Raw genomic sequence first — 17491 nt, forward strand, 5'->3', positions numbered from 1 at the left:
TGCAGCTGTCTCCAGTAGAGTATGAGAAACGCTATTTCCTGAGCTTGGAGAGTGTCTAGAAAATCCGGGGCGATTCATATGTGTACTCCGCGTCAAACCCGTCCATGCGACCGACATCCAGATTTTGTATAACGCCATCAGGAGTTATCACAGATAAGATAAGGTTGTTGATTTCCTGTTCCACATTTACTGTGATTTGCACGGTATCAGCTTTCGTCTTGTTCTGTACCATTTTTAAGTGAATGCGACTTTTGGGACCATCGTCATCCATCTCTTCTCTTTCTGGTATTAGAGGTACTGGCCTGCCATCGTAGATGTGTTGCACCTTTTTAATATCTTTGTAGGATTTAAATGCCGGGTTAGCTAGTCTGTTTATGGCATCCTCAGATAGTCGTTTTTTTTCGACTAGCAGCAAATCTCGCATTTCTACGAAATAATCTTCGTTTAATTTACCTATGCCGTTTTCTTTTGCGGAGTTGTAGAGGATGACGGTCAACCAGGGATCTGCGTAGCGGGGTCCCTCCACATTTACAAATACGATCAGACTCGGCACATAGCTCTCGTCTTTTAGAAATTTGTTATTAGCGTCCGGCAAACGTTTACCCTCTACCGTGCCGTCCAGACACATGAGTTCGTTTGCGGTGCTCCAGAAACCATCGCTTTGCAAATAGGCATAATGAACCGAAATGCGTTTGTATGGGGTAATCGCCTGATTCTTCGCATCGGCACTTGGTAATCCCGTCGTACCCCGTTCAACCCAGAACACGTAGGGGCGTCCCGCAATGATCACGGGGCGCACGGCATCACACTTACTGGTTTCAGTTACTTTTTCAGACACACCTTCTTTCTTGACGACTTCCCCGTTCTCATCTGTTTTGTCCCGCGTTTCGGTAAATACACTCTGCACGATTTGCCCGGTCGGTGTCAGGTCGATCTTCTTCCATTCCGTCCACGCCAGCGGGCTCAGACGTTGCTTGTCATCGCGTAAGCCCATGTCTACGGAGCGCAAATAGTATTCAGAGGGAGATGCGTTGGTTTTACCAATCAGGTAATAGGTGTCGTTTTTAGGGTCGCGGCCATCCAGGTAGCCGCTGACGATCTGCAGGTTACTCAGTCGCTCGAACTTGTTTAGATAACTAAGCACCGCCGTTTCCAGAAGTTCGCTGTCCAGCTTCCCTTGATTGACCTCCACTTCCAGCTCTTCAAACGCAGCCGTTTTGTTTGGGCGGTTGGCGTAGTAAATCAGATTTTCCGGATGATTGATCTGCGTCCGCCATTCTTTCCAGGTCCCGTATTTACTTAGGTACTTTTCCCAGGAGCTATTAGCTGAGGCGGGCAATGGCGATGTTTCATAACCGGGCTCCAGATGTGAGAACAAACGGTACAGGTAATGCTGCAAGCTCGAGATCGCTTGGGTGACTAGGGTGGTTTCTCTTGCTTCGCCACTCACCCAAATATCCGTGAGGAAGTAGCTCGACAAGTCTTCCTCGTCGGTGATGGTCGCCTGTGAATTCGGGTTGGCGGATACCCAGTAACCCATTAGGTAGTCTGCTAAGCCGTCGCGCCACATTGGCTGTAACGCTGCTTCAATCAACGCTCGCTCTTCATCACCGCAAGTACCAATTAACACTTGGCTGGAACTGTTGAATTCTTCGAAAGTCGCCGATTCGTCCAGCAGTGAGAGGTCTAATAGCGATTGGCAGCAAAGCTCGGTGTGTTTTGACAGGGCCTGCAGCCGCAATACGAAGTCGATATCACTAATGTTGTTAGGTACGCAGGGGACGTCCATGAAGGTCGCGGGTTCCGCAATGTACACTTCCATTTCCAGATTAACAGGATTCTGTAGTTCATGGCCTTCCTGCTGGCTACGCCTCTGATAGGAGGCCCAGGCTTTAGGCTGATATGCTGTGTCATATTGCTCTTTAGTGACTTTCAGCGGACCTGGATTTCGTTGAATGAATTTCGTGAATAGTGTGAGCAGGATTTCGTCTCTCTCATCTCGATAGGCTTTCCCTGCTCGCCGCCCGTGATAATTTCGCAGTAGCTGGCTCATACCCCTCTGGTCGTACATCCTTCGCTCATCCAGCGTCAGCGAACTGAGAAAATCATCGAACGTCGCTGATTTGTTACTCTGGTTTTTGGTTGCTGTCATTGATACATAGGGCACCGCCAACAAAGTTTCGTCTTTACCCCAACCAATCAGTTTCCCCAATTGCGTAACAGCTGAATCTATTGCGCCCGGCTCATCGCTCGGGCGCACGTTCGACAGGTAGTCAATGGCGTCGCTCTCTTCAAATCCCTCGGCTCGGCAAATACCGATCCAATCGCGAAAGCGCATGAGTTGATAGAGCAAGTCGAGATTCAGCGAAGCTGGAACGGCCGCTTCAACAGTTGTTTCTTGCGTAGATGTGCTGACGTTTTCATCAGCCTCGCTGTCCTCAAAAACCGCATCCACGAAATCGAACCACTGCGGATGATCCAGCATCGCTTGCAGCCCGGCCGGGCTTAGCTGAGTGACGCGGATGATCTGCGCATGGCGAGTCAAAGGTGCCCAGAGGCTGAACGAGAGCGCTTTGAGCGGCTGATCGTTCTCTTCTGCCATTGTTTCGTCGTTGCCCGCCGCTGCAAGCACGTCTGCCAGCAGGTTGGTGGGTGATGAGTCGATCCAGCGCAGCAATGGCAGAGCGTGGCCTGTCGACAGTCCCCTATTCGCAGCGTCGCCGCCGAATGCTGCGGCGATGAAGTATTTCGCCACGTCTTCCTGTGCCACTCGGGCGTTTACAATCAGCGTCGCAAGGGCCTGTGCTACTTTTTCCTTCTGTCCTTCATTCCCCAGTTTGTCATCCAGGACGCTTTCCAGCTGCGTCAGAAGGCTGTCCGTAACGCCCGCATTGGGTTGTTTGATAACGCCCTGAGCGGTGAGAAAACGGTCCAGCGTGCCGAGCCAATCGCCTTCGTTGAGGTGAACGCTAGACCCGACAACCTCGGCAATTTTGGCCTCAGAGAGTAAGGCCGAGCGCAGCCGAGGCAGCTCATCTTTCAAGGCGATGCGGGCGCTGGCGTCGATCCCGTAGAGCGGCTCAAGATGCTTTGGCACATTTGTGAGTGGCCTGAGCAACGGTAGCAACGTCGTGGCCGACAGATTTTCCCGCTTCAACCACTGCCGAGTGTTAGAGAGGGCAACCAGGACGTCGAGAATGTCCGCAGTTTCGTCCTCGGTGGTGATCCGCGTAGCGCTGGACAAGGCTTTGGGAACCTCGGTGCTACCGAGCGCCAGCAACGCGACCAGACTGGCGCACTCATCCACGGGCAACCGCAACAGGCGATGTAGCCGGCTCTGGCGGTATAGCGCCGACACAACAGCCAGCGACAGGGTCGGTTTGCTCAAGCCAAGCGCGGCGGCGGTCTGTGTCAGATGGAGCCGCACCAGGCGTTCACCCATGCCAAGGGCTCGACATAGACGTGCGATGATTTTCTTATCAACCTCAGCGGCCTGTTCACCAGGATCAAACTCGCGGTCATCGATGACCAACCGGTCATCGACGTCGGCCAGTTGCCCTGCGCCGGGTCCATCCAGCACACGGTCCAGAAATGGCACCTGATCACCCACGGCATACGGCGAAACCTCATGAATCAGCGCGGCGAATTGCTCGGCTGTCACGCCATAGCTTTCGTTGAAATAACGGAACACGCCGAGGGCGCGAAGGGTGTTCTCGGTGATGCGGAAATTCTGCGTCTGGCCTTCGGCGCGCAGGGCTGCCATCAGCAACAGGTCAACCTCGGCAAAGGGTAGGTTCAGCGCGTGTTGCAGGTGGATGATTTTGTGAATGCGGCCAAAATGCGCAGCAGTACCGCCCTTGATGGCGAGGGTGATGCCGGGGCCGCTGCGCGTGTCCTCCAGCGATAGCGCGGGAGCCTGACCGTTGTTGATGAACGCGGCGCCATAGAGATGGCCGCTCAGGGCCGTGCCATCGACGGATGGATAGGCGGCGGAGCGTTTGACGCTGGTAAAGCCTGTGGTGGCATTGTCCGCCACGCCCGAGGTTGCGAGCAGATCATGCACTTGCTCTGGTTTCAGGCCGGTTTTCTGGCAGAACAACGCGACACCGCGCAGCCGGGTCAGCGCGCCGGCATTGCTGCCGTCGACGCCAAACCGGAGCTTGAGGAAGTCTCTGTCGGTCGTCGCGCTGGCGTCCAGCAGTAATGTTTGCAGCGCCGGGCTGAAGCCGGTCGCTGTGCGCATGACTTGCCTGAGCTCCTCGGTGCGCAAGTTGCCGTAGCAAAAATTGGGGTAGGTGTATTCCGAAGTTTGCAGCAGCTCGAACAAGTTGATTTTTTTGTGCCGTAGCACGGCCTGGATCTGCGCAAACGGGTAGTGAAACGGCAGCGCCGCGCGAATCCCTGCCTGACTGATCGTCTCCGGCAGATCTATATTGGCCCCGGCGTTGCTTTGCGCCTGGCGCGTGAGGGCGTTGATCGCCAATGTCAGAGGCCGGATCTGTTTTTTCAGAGCTTCCTGACTCAGCAACAGCTCGCCGATATCGGGGCGGCGTTGGCCCAAGGTGAAGCGCTCGGTTGAGGTGCTTGTAGCCTCCAATGCCAGCGCCTGTTGATACAGCGCATGAAGGTAGGCGATGGGCCCACTGTTGGACTCCAGCGCATCGGGGGAGCATCGGTCGGCCAGTTGCTCGGGGAAGAGGCTGGCGTAGGTGGCGGCGGCAGGTGTAACGGCGGGTTGAGTAGTGCCTGGCATGACGTGTTCTTCCTTGAGTCAGAGATGATGCACATGCGTGCAGGGGCAGCACGGCTGAACAGCGCAGCCTGATGCCTTGCGAGTGAACGCGAACTGTTCGGGTCATCTGAAAAGGCTAGCGCGTCGCTGAAAAGCGTGAGGCCAAGTGCTAGACAGGTTCGCGATAGGGGGAATCGCGAATCGCTATATTTAGGGAGGGAATTGATGGAGCACCGGCTGACCGCCCACATGAATAACCCCTGCCGAGGCTTCTCGTCAGGGGCTTATTTGCGCCGCTCGGTGACGGCTTATGACGGACCGCCGCAGCGCTGCTGTTCGTCGGCTCGGGTCTTTTTTTGGCTCAGACTTGAGGGCGTCGTCGTGGGCGGGACATTCCTTACAGAGGGTGCACGGGCCGCTGGCTCTTAGGCAAGACATCAACCAGACCCGCAATCGAAGCCTCCAACAGCGCCTTTGCCGCTTCGATCTGGTGCACCACGGCTCTGGCCAACGGGCGAAATTCTGCCGGGCTGTTATCGGCTGATTCGTAAGCGGTGGCGGCGGCGCAGTTCAGGTATTCGGATAGCAGGGCGAGGGCGTCTTCGACGTGGATGCCGGGTTGCACGGTGAATAGATTTTGATTGCCGATATTCGCCCCGAAGGGGATGGATTTCGTGACGGGTATTTGTGGGGGATGTGGCGTAGATAGAATCATTGAAACTCCTGTTAGTGGAGCTGACACCGCCCGCTGTCAAACAGGTTGGGTGGCAGCCGTACGCGGGTTGACAGACCAGTCAGGAGCAACCTGGCGCACACGAGTGTGCCCCACGTACAGCCGCCATAAAACGACCAACGGATCAGTGATCTGTTGAAGTCTGGCCAGCAGCGCGTTGCGCCTGAACGGTCTGTCAAAACCGGCCGCTGGATTCAGCGGCGCGAAAGAGGGTATGCCGTGATCCAAAGAGCCGCAACGCGCGGGGGAGAATAGCGGCAAATTTCAGACGCGTCCTACAAGATTGTGTCGGCTTTTGTAATGCATCTGTTACTACTCGGCCGCTGCCGTTTTGGAAACTTTGTATGTGGATCAGTTCGCGCACATAGAAGCTTGCCAACAAAAAAGCCCCCGACGATCTGCATCGCCAGGGGCTTGTTCGGTTACCGCAAAAGGTTACAAACCGGCAGCAGCGCGCAAGGCCTCGGCGCGGTCGGTTTTTTCCCAGGTGAACGTGGTGAAGGTGTCGTCGCCCACGGTCTTGGTTTGCGGCGTGCGACCGAAGTGGCCGTAGGCTGCGGTTTCCTGGTACATCGGGTGCAGCAGGTCGAGCATTTTGGTGATTGCGTATGGACGCAGGTCGAAATGCTCGCGGACCAGCTGGACGATCTTGTCGTCGCTGATCTTGCCGGTGCCGAAGGTGTTCAGCGAGATCGACGTAGGCTGCGCGACGCCGATGGCGTAGGACACCTGAATCTCGCAGCGCTCGGCCAGGCCCGCAGCGACGATGTTCTTGGCAACGTAACGACCAGCGTAGGCGGCCGAACGGTCAACCTTGGACGGATCCTTGCCGGAGAACGCGCCGCCGCCGTGACGGGCCATGCCGCCGTAGCTGTCGACGATGATCTTGCGACCGGTCAGGCCGCAGTCGCCCACTGGGCCGCCGATGATGAACTGGCCAGTGGGGTTGATGTGGAACTGGGTGTCCTTGTGCAGCAATTCGGCGGGCAGCACGTGCTTGACGATCAGCTCCATCACGCCCTCACGCAGGTCTGCGTAGGAGACTTCCGGGTTGTGCTGAGTCGACAGAACCACGGCGTCGATACCGACCACGATGCCGTTCTCATAGCGGCAGGTGACCTGGGATTTGGCGTCCGGGCGCAACCAGGGCAGCAGACCGGATTTACGCGCCTCGGCCTGGCGGTGCACCAGTTGGTGCGAGAACGCGATCGGCGCAGGCATCAGCGCAGGGGTTTCGTTGCTGGCATAGCCGAACATCAGGCCCTGGTCGCCGGCGCCCTGATCTTCAGGCTTGGCGCGGTCCACCCCTTGGTTGATGTCGGGGGACTGCTTGCCGATGATGTTCATCACGCTGCAGGTTGCACCGTCGAAACCGACGTTGGAGCTGGTGTAACCGATGCCGCTGATCACGTCACGAACGATCTGTTCCAGGTCAACCCACGCGCTGGTGGTGACTTCGCCGGCGACAATGGCAACGCCGGTCTTGACCAGGGTTTCCACGGCTACGCGAGCGTGTTTGTCCTGAGCAATGATGGCGTCCAGCACCGCATCGGAGATCTGGTCGGCGATTTTGTCCGGATGCCCTTCGGACACGGACTCGGAGGTGAAAAGGGAGTATTCGCTCATCTCGACGGTTTTCCTGAGTGTTACCGATGGTGAGTGTCGCCAGCCGGTCGCTGAAAATGGCGGACCTGGATCTGGAAACCATTACGTAAGCCTACATACAGACTTTCCCCGGGGACCAGCCCCGCAGCGATGGCCCAACGGGCCAGATCTTCCTGTTCGAACCCTAACCAGAGATCGCCACAGGCCTCCCTGGCCCAGCTCTGGTCATGGCTGCACAACTCTGTCACCAACAGGCTTGCGCCCGGTTTCAGCAGGTTGGCCAGCTGTTTGAGTGCTTCGGCCGGCGCCGCAAAATGGTGAAGCACCATATTCAAGACGACGCAGTCACCGACAACGTTAGCGTCGGCCAACGCGTCGGCCAGTTTCAGCTCCACGTTGCCCAGCGCCTTTTGCTCACAGATGCCGCGGGCCAGATCGAGCATGGCCGGGCTGTTGTCCAGCCCCGTGACATGCCGAAAGCGCCTCGCCAGGTCAGGCAGAAAACCACCATCGCCGGGCCCGACTTCCACGGCTGTGGCATCGGGATCGAAGCTTAGTTTGTCCAGCAGCGACAACAGACTGTCGCGATACTGGGGCAGTCCTGCGATCAGGTCCTGCTGGGCGCGAAATTTTTCCGCAGTGCGTGCGAAAAAATCCTGACTGGCATTGGCGCGCTGGCGGTGTACCAGGCCGATTCGTACTTGAACATCCTCCGGCATCGAAAGGCCATCGACCTCTTCGAGCAGCGCAACATGGAGTTTGCCGCCGAGCTGTTCGGTGTGGGGCAGGGCGCGACGATAAAAGATCGCGTTGCCTTCGCGGCGAGTCGCTACCAGACCCGCCTGGGCCAGCACTTTGAGGTGATGGCTCATGCCCGACTGACCGATGGCGAAGATCTGCGCCAGTTCGAGCACACCGAACGAATCGTTGGACAGAGCGCGCAGCACATTGAGTCGCAGCGGATCGCCACCGGCCTTGCACAAGGCAGCCAGTTCGTCGCTTTGATCATGCACAAGGACAGGCGCGCGTAGATTCATAGGGTTGGCAGTCTAGTTTCCGACCGTGCTCGCTGCAAGATCAATATCAAAAAGTTTTGATATTGCCTAAGGGCGGCAACCGGCAGGCGCCGTTATTCTGCCGTTTTCACCGGCGGGCGCGAGCCACTGTACGAAAAAGCGTCGATAGCGCAGGAAAAACGCGACGGGACGTGATCTGTCATTGCCCCCAAGCAGTGCCTGAGGGAAAATGGCCGCCTTTTTCAGATCCCACTTATTTCTGCCCCAGGAGATCAGCGATGCCAAGCCGTCGTGAGCGTGCCAATGCCATCCGTGCACTCAGCATGGATGCCGTGCAAAAGGCCAACAGCGGCCACCCAGGTGCCCCGATGGGCATGGCGGATATCGCTGAAGTTCTTTGGCGTGACTATCTGAAGCACAACCCAAGCAACCCGCTGTTCGCCGACCGTGACCGATTCATCCTGTCCAACGGTCACGGCTCGATGTTGATCTACTCGCTGCTGCACCTGACCGGTTACGACCTGTCTATCGACGACCTGAAAAACTTCCGTCAACTGCACAGCCGCACGCCGGGTCACCCTGAATACGGTTACACCCCTGGCGTCGAAACCACCACCGGCCCGCTGGGTCAAGGTTTCGCCAATGCCGTCGGTTTCGCTGTCGCCGAGAAAACGCTGGCTGCACAGTTCAACCGCCCAGGCCACAACATCGTCGACCACCACACCTACGTGTTCATGGGTGATGGCTGCATGATGGAAGGCATTTCCCATGAAGTCGCCTCGCTGGCGGGCACTCTGCAGCTGAACAAGCTGATTGCCTTCTACGACGACAATGGCATTTCCATCGACGGTGAAGTCGAAGGCTGGTTCACAGACGACACACCGAAGCGCTTCGAAGCTTACGGATGGCTGGTGATCCGCAACGTTGACGGCCACGACGCCGAAGAGATCAAGACAGCCATCGAAACCGCTCGCAAGAGCGACAAGCCGACCCTGATCTGCTGCAAGACCACCATCGGTTTCGGCTCGCCGAACAAACAGGGCAAGGAGGAGTGCCACGGCGCGCCGCTGGGTAACGACGAAATCGCCCTGACCCGTGCTGCGCTGAAGTGGACACACGGTCCTTTCGAAATCCCGGCCGATATCTACAAAGAGTGGAACGCCAAGGAAAAAGGTCTGGCGACCGAAGCCGAGTGGGATCAACGTTTCGCTGCCTATTCCGCTGCATTCCCTGAGCTGGCCAACGAGCTGATCCGTCGCATGAGCGGCGAGCTGCCAGCTGATTTCGCCGAGAAATCCGCGGCCTACGTCGCCGAAGTCAACGCCAAGGGCGAGACCATCGCCAGCCGCAAGGCCAGCCAGAATGCACTCAGCGCCTTCGGCCCGCTGCTTCCTGAGTTCCTCGGCGGTTCGGCTGACCTGGCCGGTTCCAACCTGACCATCTGGAAAGGCTGCAAGAGCATCCTCGGCGACGACGCCAGCGGTAACTACCTGCACTACGGTGTGCGTGAGTTCGGCATGGGCGCGATCATGAACGGTATCGCCCTGCACGGCGGTTTCGTGCCTTACGGCGCAACCTTCCTGATCTTCATGGAATACGCCCGCAACGCAGTGCGCATGTCTTCGCTGATGAAGAAGCGCGTCATTTATGTGTTCACCCACGACTCCATCGGTCTGGGCGAAGACGGCCCGACTCACCAGCCGATCGAGCAACTGACCAGCCTGCGCACCACGCCGAACCTGGACACCTGGCGTCCAGCCGACGCCGTGGAATCGGCCGTGGCCTGGAAACACGCCATCGAGCGCAACGATGGTCCGTCCGCGCTGATCTTCTCCCGGCAGAACCTGCAGCATCAGGCTCGCGACGCTCTGCAACTGGAGAACATCAACCGTGGTGGATACGTGCTGCGCGACTGCAATGGCGAGCCGGATCTGATCCTGATCGCCACAGGTTCCGAAGTCGGCCTGGCGGTTCAGGCGTTCGACAAGCTAACCGCTGAAGGCAAAAACGTACGTGTGGTTTCCATGCCATGCACCAGCGTCTTCGAAGCTCAGGATCCGCTGTACAAGCAGTCGGTGTTGCCACTGGAAGTCAGCGCGCGCATCGCCATCGAAGCCGCTCATGCCGACTTCTGGTACAAGTACGTCGGTCTGGAAGGCCGCGTGATCGGCATGACCACCTTCGGCGAGTCGGGCCCTGCGAACCTGCTGTTCGAAGAGTTCGGCTTCACGCTGGAGAACATCATCTCCACGGCTGAGGAGCTGTTGGAAGACTAGGAAACAGCGCGTTCCCCTTATAGGAGCGCGCTTGCCCGCGAATGCAATCTGCCTGTCACCGGATACTTCGCTGACACAACGCAATCGCGGGCAAGCGCGCTCCTACAGGTTCTCGATACCACTCAAATATTTTGAGCACCCCCATGCCCCAGTCCCGCCCTTATAAAGTCGCCCTCAATGGTTACGGTCGCATCGGTCGCTGCGTGCTGCGCGCGCTGTGCGAGCGCGGCGCGAAGGCGGGCTTTGAAGTGGTGGCGATCAACGATCTGGCCGACATGGCCAGTCTCGAATACCTGACGCGCTTTGACTCCACACACGGCCGGTTTCCCGGCGAAGTGCGGGTCGAAGGCGATTTTCTGCACATCGACGATCACGTCATCAAAGTGTTCCGCAGCGCGACGCCCGAAGGCATCGACTGGGGCGCCCTGGATGTCGATCTGGTGCTTGAGTGCTCCGGCGTCTACCACTCTCGCGCCGACGGCGAGCGCTTCCTGTCCGCGCGGGCGCCGCGAGTGCTGTTTTCCCAGCCGATGGCCAGCGAGGCCGCCGTCGACGCCACCATCGTTTATGGTATCAACCAGCAAACGCTGACTGGCGCAGAGCTTCTGGTATCGGCGGCTTCATGCACCACTAACTGCAGCGTGCCATTACTGGACCTGCTGAACCGCAAGCTTGGGCTGGAATACGTCACCATCACCACGATTCACTCGGCGATGAACGACCAACCCGTGATTGACGCCTATCATCACGAAGATTTGCGGCGCACGCGCTCGGCTTTTCAGTCGATCATTCCGGTGTCCACTGGTCTGGCGCGGGGCATCGAACGCCTGCTTCCGGAACTTGCCGGCCGAATTCAGGCCAAAGCAGTTCGAGTGCCGACGGTAAACGTCTCATGCCTGGACATCACGTTGCAGGTAGCGCGAGATACCGACGCGGTAGAGATCAACCGCATCCTGCGCGAGGCTGCCACCAGCGGCCCGCTCAGAGGGTTGCTGGCGTACACCGAATTGCCGCACGCCAGCTGTGATTTCAACCATGATCCTCATTCGGCGATTATCGATGCCAGTCAGACACGGGTGTCCGGGCCACGATTGGTCAACGTGCTGGCGTGGTTCGACAACGAATGGGGTTTTGCGAATCGAATGCTGGACGTTGCCGATCACTATCTGCAAAGCATCCATAAACAGCAGTAATAAACAGGGAACGCCTCATGACCGTGTTGAAGATGACCGACCTCGACCTGCAAGGTAAGCGTGTACTGATCCGCGAAGACCTCAACGTCCCGGTCAAGGACGGTGTCGTCACCAGCGATGCACGCATTCTTGCTTCGCTGCCGACCATCAAGCTGGCGCTGGAAAAAGGCGCAGCCGTCATGGTCTGCTCGCACCTGGGCCGCCCGACCGAGGGCGAGTTTTCTGCCGAGAACAGCCTCAAGCCGGTTGCCGAGTATCTGAGCAAGGCGCTGGGTCGCGACGTGCCGCTGGTTGCCGATTATCTGGACGGCGTGGACGTCAAGGCCGGCGACACCGTGCTGTTCGAGAATGTGCGCTTCAACAAGGGAGAGAAGAAGAACGCTGACGACCTGGCGCACAAATACGCTGCCCTGTGCGACATCTTCGTCATGGATGCTTTCGGCACCGCTCACCGCGCCGAGGGGTCGACCCACGGCGTTGCCAAGTTCGCCAAGGTCGCCGCCGCAGGCCCGTTGCTGGCCGCCGAACTGGATGCGCTGGGCAAGGCGCTGGGTAGCCCGGCCAAGCCAATGGCTGCCATCGTGGCCGGCTCCAAGGTTTCCACCAAACTGGACGTGCTCAATAGCCTGAGCCAGATCTGCGATCAATTGATCGTCGGCGGCGGCATCGCCAACACCTTCCTCGCGGCTGCCGGTCATCCGGTCGGCAAGTCGTTGTATGAGCCGGACTTGCTGGACACCGCCCGCTCTATTGCGGACAAAGTCAGTGTCCCCTTGCCGGTCGATGTGGTCGTCGCCAAGGAGTTTTCCGACAAAGCCGAAGCGACCGTGAAACTGATCGCCGATGTGGCGGACGATGACATGATCCTCGACATTGGCCCGAAGACAGCGGCCCAATTCGCCGATTTGTTGAAATCCTCGAAGACTATTCTGTGGAACGGGCCGGTCGGCGTATTCGAGTTCGATCAATTCGGCGAAGGCACCAAGACCCTGGCCAAGGCGATTGCCGAGAGCTCGGCGTTTTCCATCGCTGGCGGTGGCGATACGCTGGCTGCCATCGACAAGTACGGTGTGAAGGATCAAATTTCCTACATTTCCACCGGTGGTGGCGCATTCCTCGAATTCGTCGAGGGCAAGGTGCTGCCTGCCGTGGAAATTCTGGAACAACGCGCCAAGGCCTGACGTCAGGCCATGGTGAAGGGGAATGAGATGGTCAAGCCATTACCGCTGTTGATCATGGCGGGTTTGCTGGTCGGCTGCGCAAGCAAGCCTGAAGCCGAGGCCGCGCCAGGCAATGCACCGGAACAGCTTCAGGTTAGCTGCTATCAAGCTGGCTGGCAGGCTGAAACCGTACCGATCGTTTACAAGCGCGGCGGTCCTGAAGTCTGGGAAAAATATGAGTTCATGCCCGCTGTCGGGCCGGTAGCCTGTCGCTGAATCTGAACTGACAGCGCACAGAAACATCTGAAACAGAACTGCCCCTGGGTATCGAAACGAACGGCAGATGTCGCGCTTCGCAGGGGATCCAGGAGTGGTGATGAAAGGCTTGGTTGCCCTTGCGACACTGATGCTGCTGGGCGGTTGCGCCAGCATGAAGGCGTCTGAACCGGTTGCGGCGTGGACCCATTGGGTCTGCGACAGCAAGGCCGAGATTTACTGGCGCTACGTCGATGCTGCGAAAAAAGAGGTCGACGTACGCTTGAATCAGAGCGAGCAGGTATTCCGTCTGCAGGCTGCGCCCGGCGCTTCGGGTGCGCTTTACAGCAACGGCGTGTTGGCGTTCGACAACAAGGGTAGCGAAGGCCTGGTGTACTGGGACGCTACCAATGATTTGATCGGTCGCGGCTGCAAGGCGCCTTGACGGGCTGAGCAATCCGATCGATGCGACACCGGGCGGTGACCGAGTAATACGCCCCTATAATTTGAATAGCCGCCGTTACGGCAGGCACACGCGATTAACGACCCTACCGGGAGAGAGACAGACAATGGCACTTATCAGCATGCGCCAGATGTTGGACCACGCCGCCGAATTCGGCTACGGCGTGCCCGCATTCAACGTGAACAACCTGGAACAGATGCGCGCCATTATGGAAGCGGCCGACAAGACCGATTCCCCGGTGATCGTTCAGGCCTCGGCCGGCGCACGTAAATACGCAGGTGCCCCGTTCCTGCGCCACCTGATCCTGGCGGCGATCGAAGAATTTCCGCACATCCCGGTGGTCATGCACCAGGACCACGGTACCAGCCCTGCTATTTGCCAGCGTTCGATCCAGCTGGGCTTCAGCTCGGTGATGATGGACGGCTCGCTGCGCGAAGATGGCAAAAGCCCGGCGGACTACGAGTACAACGTGCGCGTCACCCAGGAAACCGTTGCCATGGCTCATGCCTGCGGCGTTTCCGTTGAAGGTGAGCTGGGTGTTCTGGGCTCGCTGGAAACCGGCATGGCCGGTGAAGAGGATGGCGTTGGCGCTGAAGGTCAACTGGATCACAGCCAGATGCTGACCGATCCGGAAGAAGCGGCCGACTTCGTCAAGAAGACCCAGGTCGATGCCCTGGCGATCGCCATCGGCACCAGCCACGGCGCTTACAAGTTCACCAAGCCGCCTACCGGCGACATCCTGGCGATCGAGCGCATCAAAGAGATCCACAAACGCATTCCTAACACTCACCTGGTGATGCACGGCTCGTCGTCCGTTCCTCAGGAGTGGCTGAAGATCATCAACGAGTTCGGCGGCGACATCAAAGAAACCTACGGCGTGCCGGTCGAAGAAATCGTTGAAGGCATCAAGCACGGCGTGCGCAAGGTCAACATCGACACCGACCTGCGTCTGGCGTCCACCGGTGCCATCCGTGAGTTCATGGCCAAGAACCCGAGCGAGTTCGACCCGCGCAAATACCTGGCGAAAACCGTATCGGCCATGCGCGACGTCTGCATCGCCCGCTACGAAGCCTTCGGCACCGCTGGCAACGCCTCCAAGATCAAACCGATCTCCCTGGAGAAGATGTTCGAGCGTTACGCCAAAGGCGAGCTGAACGCCAAGGTCAACTGATCGTTTTTTGATCATTTGGTCGGCAAGAAGAAGCCCGCAGCGATGCGGGCTTTTTTGTGGGCGGGATGGTGCTCGGAACACCGAAGCGAATCAGGGCTTACCGGGTAAACCTATGACTCGACCGGTGTAGGCGGGGGCAGGCTGGTCATGCTGTGCCTCGACGAGCATGTGCAGGGCTTCCAGCGATTGCTTGCTGAACAACGCCGATTTAGGCCCGGTGGCCAGATCGACGTGCAGCAACATCTGATCGCTGGCAGCCAATTGCTGGTCGCCCCCGGTTTTGTACAAGCTGTGATAGAGCTGCACCCGCTTGCTGTCGTGGGCGACGATCTGGGTGCGCACCTCAACTTCTTCGCCGAGTTTGACCTCGTGCAGGTAGTTGATATGGGCTTCCAGAGTGAACAGCGAATTGCCGCTGGCGTCCCGGTCGTCGCTCGCCAGGCCGATCAGGTCCATGAAGGCGTCGGTGGCGTAGCTGAAGATCAACAGATAAAACGCGTCGCGAAGATGGCCGTTGTAATCGACCCAATCAGCGAGGATCGGAGTTTTGTGTGTGATTAAGGCGGGCATAAGAATTACCGGGCTCGTTCGATTTAGCTGGGTTGATTGAACCGGCCTATTCGTGAGCAAGCTCACTCCTACAGTAGGTCAGGTTGTGCCCACGACCTCTGTCCCCTGCAAAATCTGTGGGAGCGAGCTTGCTCGCGAAGGCGTCGGTCCAAACGATGAAATGCTTGTGGATCAGTCCTCAAACGCCATTCCATGCTTGGCCTTGGTGCTCTTCACCGCCTCCAGTACCGCCAGCAGGCAGTCATCGCGGTAACGTTCCAGTGCCGAAATGCTATGGCTGCCCAACTGGTCGCTGGTGCCGTCGACCACGTCGTCGATCAGCTTGTCAGTCAGCTCTGGCGCAGGCAGGTAAGTCCAGGGCAGTTGCAGCGCCGGGCCGAACTGGGCCATGAAGTGACGCATGCCCGCGTCGCCGCCCGCCAGGGTGTAAGTCAGGAAAGTCCCCATGAACGACCAGCGCAAACCAGCGCCGAAGCGAATCGCATCGTCGATTTCTCCCGTGGTCGCGACCCCGTCATTGACCAGATGCAGCGCCTCACGCCACAGCGCTTCCAGCAAACGGTCGGCGATGAAACCGGGGACTTCCTTGCGCACATGCAACGGGCGCATGCCCAGCGACTCATACACCTGGATTGCAGCCTGAACCGCTTCCGGCGCGGTGCGCTTGCCGCCAACCACCTCGACCAGCGGTAACAGATATACGGGGTTGAACGGGTGGCCGACCACGCAGCGCTCGGGATGCGTTGCGCTTTCATAGAACTCCGAAGGCAACAGGCCCGAGGTGCTGGAACCGATGATCGCGTTGGGTTTGGCCGCCGCGCTGATCTTGCTATGCAGGTCCAGTTTCAGATCCAGACGTTCCGGGGCGCTTTCCTGGATGAAATCGGCATCGCGCACGCAGTCTTCGATAGTGGTGACGAACGTCAGGCGGTCTTGAGAAGCACCAGCAACCAGGCCTTTCTGCTCAAGAGCAGGCCAAGCGTTGGCGACGCGCTTGCGCAAGGCGGCTTCGGCACCCGGCGCCGGGTCCCAAACCACTACGTCCAGCCCATGGGCAAGGGCGCGGGATACCCAACCGCTGCCGATGACACCGCTACCCAGCGCGGCGAAGGTCTTGATTTCAGTGATGAAGGTCATGTTGATCGCTCGGAAGAAGTTCATATAGGAGCTGTAGGAGCGTACTTGCCCGCGAATGCGGCGTGTCAGTCAGCACATCTGACACAGGCAAATAGCAATCGCGGCCAAGCGCGCTCCTACAAATAAGGATCGGGTGGGATCAGAAACGCTTTTTCAGCCCCATCTTCACGCGGCCCTCAGCGGGGGTCATGACCCGCGCGCCCATGCGGCTGAGGATTTCACTGGCACGTTCGACCAGCGCGCCATTGCTCGCCAGTACACCCTTGTCGAGCCAGATGTTGTCTTCCAGGCCGACCCGCACGTTGCCGCCCAACAGCACCGCTTGTGCCGCCATCGGCATTTGCATGCGCCCGATGCCAAAGCCGGCCCAGACCACATCCGCTGGCAAATTGTCGACCATGGCTTTCATGGTCGTGGTGTCCGCCGGTGCGCCCCATGGGATGCCCAGGCACAGCTGGAACAGCGGGTTGTCGAGCAGGCCTTCTTTCATCATTTGCTTGGCGAACCACAGATGACCGGTGTCGAAAATTTCCAGCTCGGCCTTCACACCCAGTTCCTGAATACGCTTGGCGCCAGCGCGCAGCTGCGCCGGAGTAGAGACATAAATGGTGTCGCCGTCGCCGAAGTTAAGGGTGCCGCAGTCCAGTGTGCAGATTTCCGGCAGCAACGCTTCTACGTGCGCCAAACGGGTCAGCGGGCCAACCAAATCAGTTCCCGGCCCGAAATCGGTCGGACGCTCGCCCGGGCCGATTTCCAGATCGCCACCCATGCCGGCCGTCAGGTTGACGATGATGTCGATATCGGCCTCGCGGATGCGGTCCATGGTTTCGCGGTACAGCTCGACGTCACGGCTGAACTTGCCGGTTTGCGGATCACGCACATGGCAATGCACGACAGTGGCGCCCGCCCTGGCAGCCTCGATGGCGGCGGCGGCGATTTGTTTCGGGGTGATCGGGACCAGATGGCTTTTCCCGGTCGTGTCGCCAGCACCGGTCAGTGCGCAGGTGATGATGACGTCGTGATTCATGTGTGAGGTTCCTTTCAGGCCAGGTCGTTTGGTGACGGGTTTTTGCTGCCCGCTTTTGAGGTGCAAAGCTACGCAGCCCGGACGCGCTCAAAACGCACAGCGGCGACAGGCTCTTGCACAGCAGCGACCTGCAACAGGATCGCCAGTCGCTCC

Annotated in this window: 13 protein-coding genes; 6 read left to right on the top strand and 7 right to left on the bottom strand. The window is 58.6% G+C overall.

Annotated features, from left to right (window positions below; genetic code table 11):
• Positions 1-55 precede the first annotated feature (55 nt).
• The 4 genes from CE491_RS27570 to CE491_RS27585 form a co-directional block, all read right to left on the bottom strand.
• On the bottom strand, positions 56-4753 hold the full coding sequence (locus CE491_RS27570) for a Tc toxin subunit A (protein WP_110951492.1): 4698 nt from the start codon (positions 4751-4753) through the stop codon (positions 56-58).
• A 376-nt stretch (positions 4754-5129) separates the two neighbouring features.
• Entirely contained in the window at positions 5130-5447 is a 318-nt protein-coding gene (locus CE491_RS27575; RefSeq protein ID WP_110951493.1) for a DUF6124 family protein, read from the bottom strand.
• A gap of 453 nt (positions 5448-5900) precedes the next feature.
• Positions 5901-7091: a methionine adenosyltransferase gene (gene metK, locus CE491_RS27580; RefSeq protein ID WP_110951494.1), complete on the bottom strand. Its 1191-nt coding sequence runs from the start codon at positions 7089-7091 to the stop codon at positions 5901-5903.
• A 20-nt stretch (positions 7092-7111) separates the two neighbouring features.
• Positions 7112-8107, bottom strand: coding sequence for an ArsR/SmtB family transcription factor (locus CE491_RS27585; protein ID WP_110951495.1), 996 nt, complete (start codon positions 8105-8107; stop codon positions 7112-7114).
• Between the two features lie 257 nt (positions 8108-8364).
• Here CE491_RS27585 and tkt point away from each other — a divergent pair, with 257 nt between their 5' ends.
• The 6 genes from tkt (at position 8365) to fba (ending at position 14604) form a co-directional block, all read left to right on the top strand.
• Positions 8365-10362: a transketolase gene (tkt, locus tag CE491_RS27590; protein WP_110951496.1), complete on the top strand. Its 1998-nt coding sequence runs from the start codon at positions 8365-8367 to the stop codon at positions 10360-10362.
• Positions 10363-10505: 143 nt separating this feature from the next.
• Complete coding sequence (epd, locus tag CE491_RS27595; protein ID WP_110951497.1) at positions 10506-11555, top strand: erythrose-4-phosphate dehydrogenase; 1050 nt, start codon at positions 10506-10508, stop codon at positions 11553-11555.
• Between the two features lie 17 nt (positions 11556-11572).
• A complete protein-coding gene (locus CE491_RS27600; protein WP_110951498.1) occupies positions 11573-12736 on the top strand; it encodes a phosphoglycerate kinase in 1164 nt (387 codons plus the stop codon).
• A gap of 27 nt (positions 12737-12763) precedes the next feature.
• Positions 12764-12991, top strand: coding sequence for a hypothetical protein (locus CE491_RS27605; protein ID WP_110951935.1), 228 nt, complete (start codon positions 12764-12766; stop codon positions 12989-12991).
• Between the two features lie 100 nt (positions 12992-13091).
• Entirely contained in the window at positions 13092-13415 is a 324-nt protein-coding gene (locus CE491_RS27610; RefSeq protein WP_110951499.1) for an MliC family protein, read from the top strand.
• Positions 13416-13539: 124 nt separating this feature from the next.
• Positions 13540-14604, top strand: a complete 1065-nt coding sequence (gene fba / locus CE491_RS27615) for a class II fructose-bisphosphate aldolase (protein WP_093468420.1) — start codon at positions 13540-13542, stop codon at positions 14602-14604.
• 90 nt (positions 14605-14694) lie between these two features.
• On the opposite strand, the gene CE491_RS27620 is transcribed toward fba, so the two are convergent.
• From CE491_RS27620 to CE491_RS27630, 3 genes are all read right to left on the bottom strand, one after another.
• On the bottom strand, positions 14695-15174 hold the full coding sequence (locus CE491_RS27620; RefSeq protein WP_110951500.1) for a thioesterase family protein: 480 nt from the start codon (positions 15172-15174) through the stop codon (positions 14695-14697).
• 171 nt (positions 15175-15345) lie between these two features.
• Positions 15346-16311, bottom strand: coding sequence for an L-carnitine dehydrogenase (locus tag CE491_RS27625; RefSeq protein WP_110951936.1), 966 nt, complete (start codon positions 16309-16311; stop codon positions 15346-15348).
• A gap of 139 nt (positions 16312-16450) precedes the next feature.
• Positions 16451-17338, bottom strand: coding sequence for a BKACE family enzyme (locus tag CE491_RS27630; RefSeq protein ID WP_110951501.1), 888 nt, complete (start codon positions 17336-17338; stop codon positions 16451-16453).
• Between the last annotated feature and the right edge of the window lie 153 nt (positions 17339-17491).

Source organism: Pseudomonas bohemica (assembly GCF_002934685.1).
Classification (GTDB): Bacteria; Pseudomonadota; Gammaproteobacteria; order Pseudomonadales; family Pseudomonadaceae; genus Aquipseudomonas; species Aquipseudomonas bohemica.

What these genes read in the sequence shown, in the direction of transcription:
- CE491_RS27610 (WP_110951499.1), top strand. Translation starts at nt 13,092, where the DNA reads ATGAAAGGCTTGGTTGCCCTTGCGACACTGATGCTGCTGGGCGGTTGC.
- CE491_RS27600 (WP_110951498.1), top strand. Translation starts at nt 11,573, where the DNA reads ATGACCGTGTTGAAGATGACCGACCTCGACCTGCAAGGTAAGCGTGTA.
- metK (WP_110951494.1), bottom strand. Translation starts at nt 7,091, where the DNA reads ATGAGCGAATACTCCCTTTTCACCTCCGAGTCCGTGTCCGAAGGGCAT.
- epd (WP_110951497.1), top strand. Translation starts at nt 10,506, where the DNA reads ATGCCCCAGTCCCGCCCTTATAAAGTCGCCCTCAATGGTTACGGTCGC.
- CE491_RS27585 (WP_110951495.1), bottom strand. Translation starts at nt 8,107, where the DNA reads ATGAATCTACGCGCGCCTGTCCTTGTGCATGATCAAAGCGACGAACTG.
- CE491_RS27575 (WP_110951493.1), bottom strand. Translation starts at nt 5,447, where the DNA reads ATGATTCTATCTACGCCACATCCCCCACAAATACCCGTCACGAAATCC.
- CE491_RS27620 (WP_110951500.1), bottom strand. Translation starts at nt 15,174, where the DNA reads ATGCCCGCCTTAATCACACACAAAACTCCGATCCTCGCTGATTGGGTC.
- fba (WP_093468420.1), top strand. Translation starts at nt 13,540, where the DNA reads ATGGCACTTATCAGCATGCGCCAGATGTTGGACCACGCCGCCGAATTC.
- tkt (WP_110951496.1), top strand. Translation starts at nt 8,365, where the DNA reads ATGCCAAGCCGTCGTGAGCGTGCCAATGCCATCCGTGCACTCAGCATG.
- CE491_RS27570 (WP_110951492.1), bottom strand. Translation starts at nt 4,753, where the DNA reads ATGCCAGGCACTACTCAACCCGCCGTTACACCTGCCGCCGCCACCTAC.
- CE491_RS27605 (WP_110951935.1), top strand. Translation starts at nt 12,764, where the DNA reads ATGGTCAAGCCATTACCGCTGTTGATCATGGCGGGTTTGCTGGTCGGC.
- CE491_RS27625 (WP_110951936.1), bottom strand. Translation starts at nt 16,311, where the DNA reads ATGACCTTCATCACTGAAATCAAGACCTTCGCCGCGCTGGGTAGCGGT.
- CE491_RS27630 (WP_110951501.1), bottom strand. Translation starts at nt 17,338, where the DNA reads ATGAATCACGACGTCATCATCACCTGCGCACTGACCGGTGCTGGCGAC.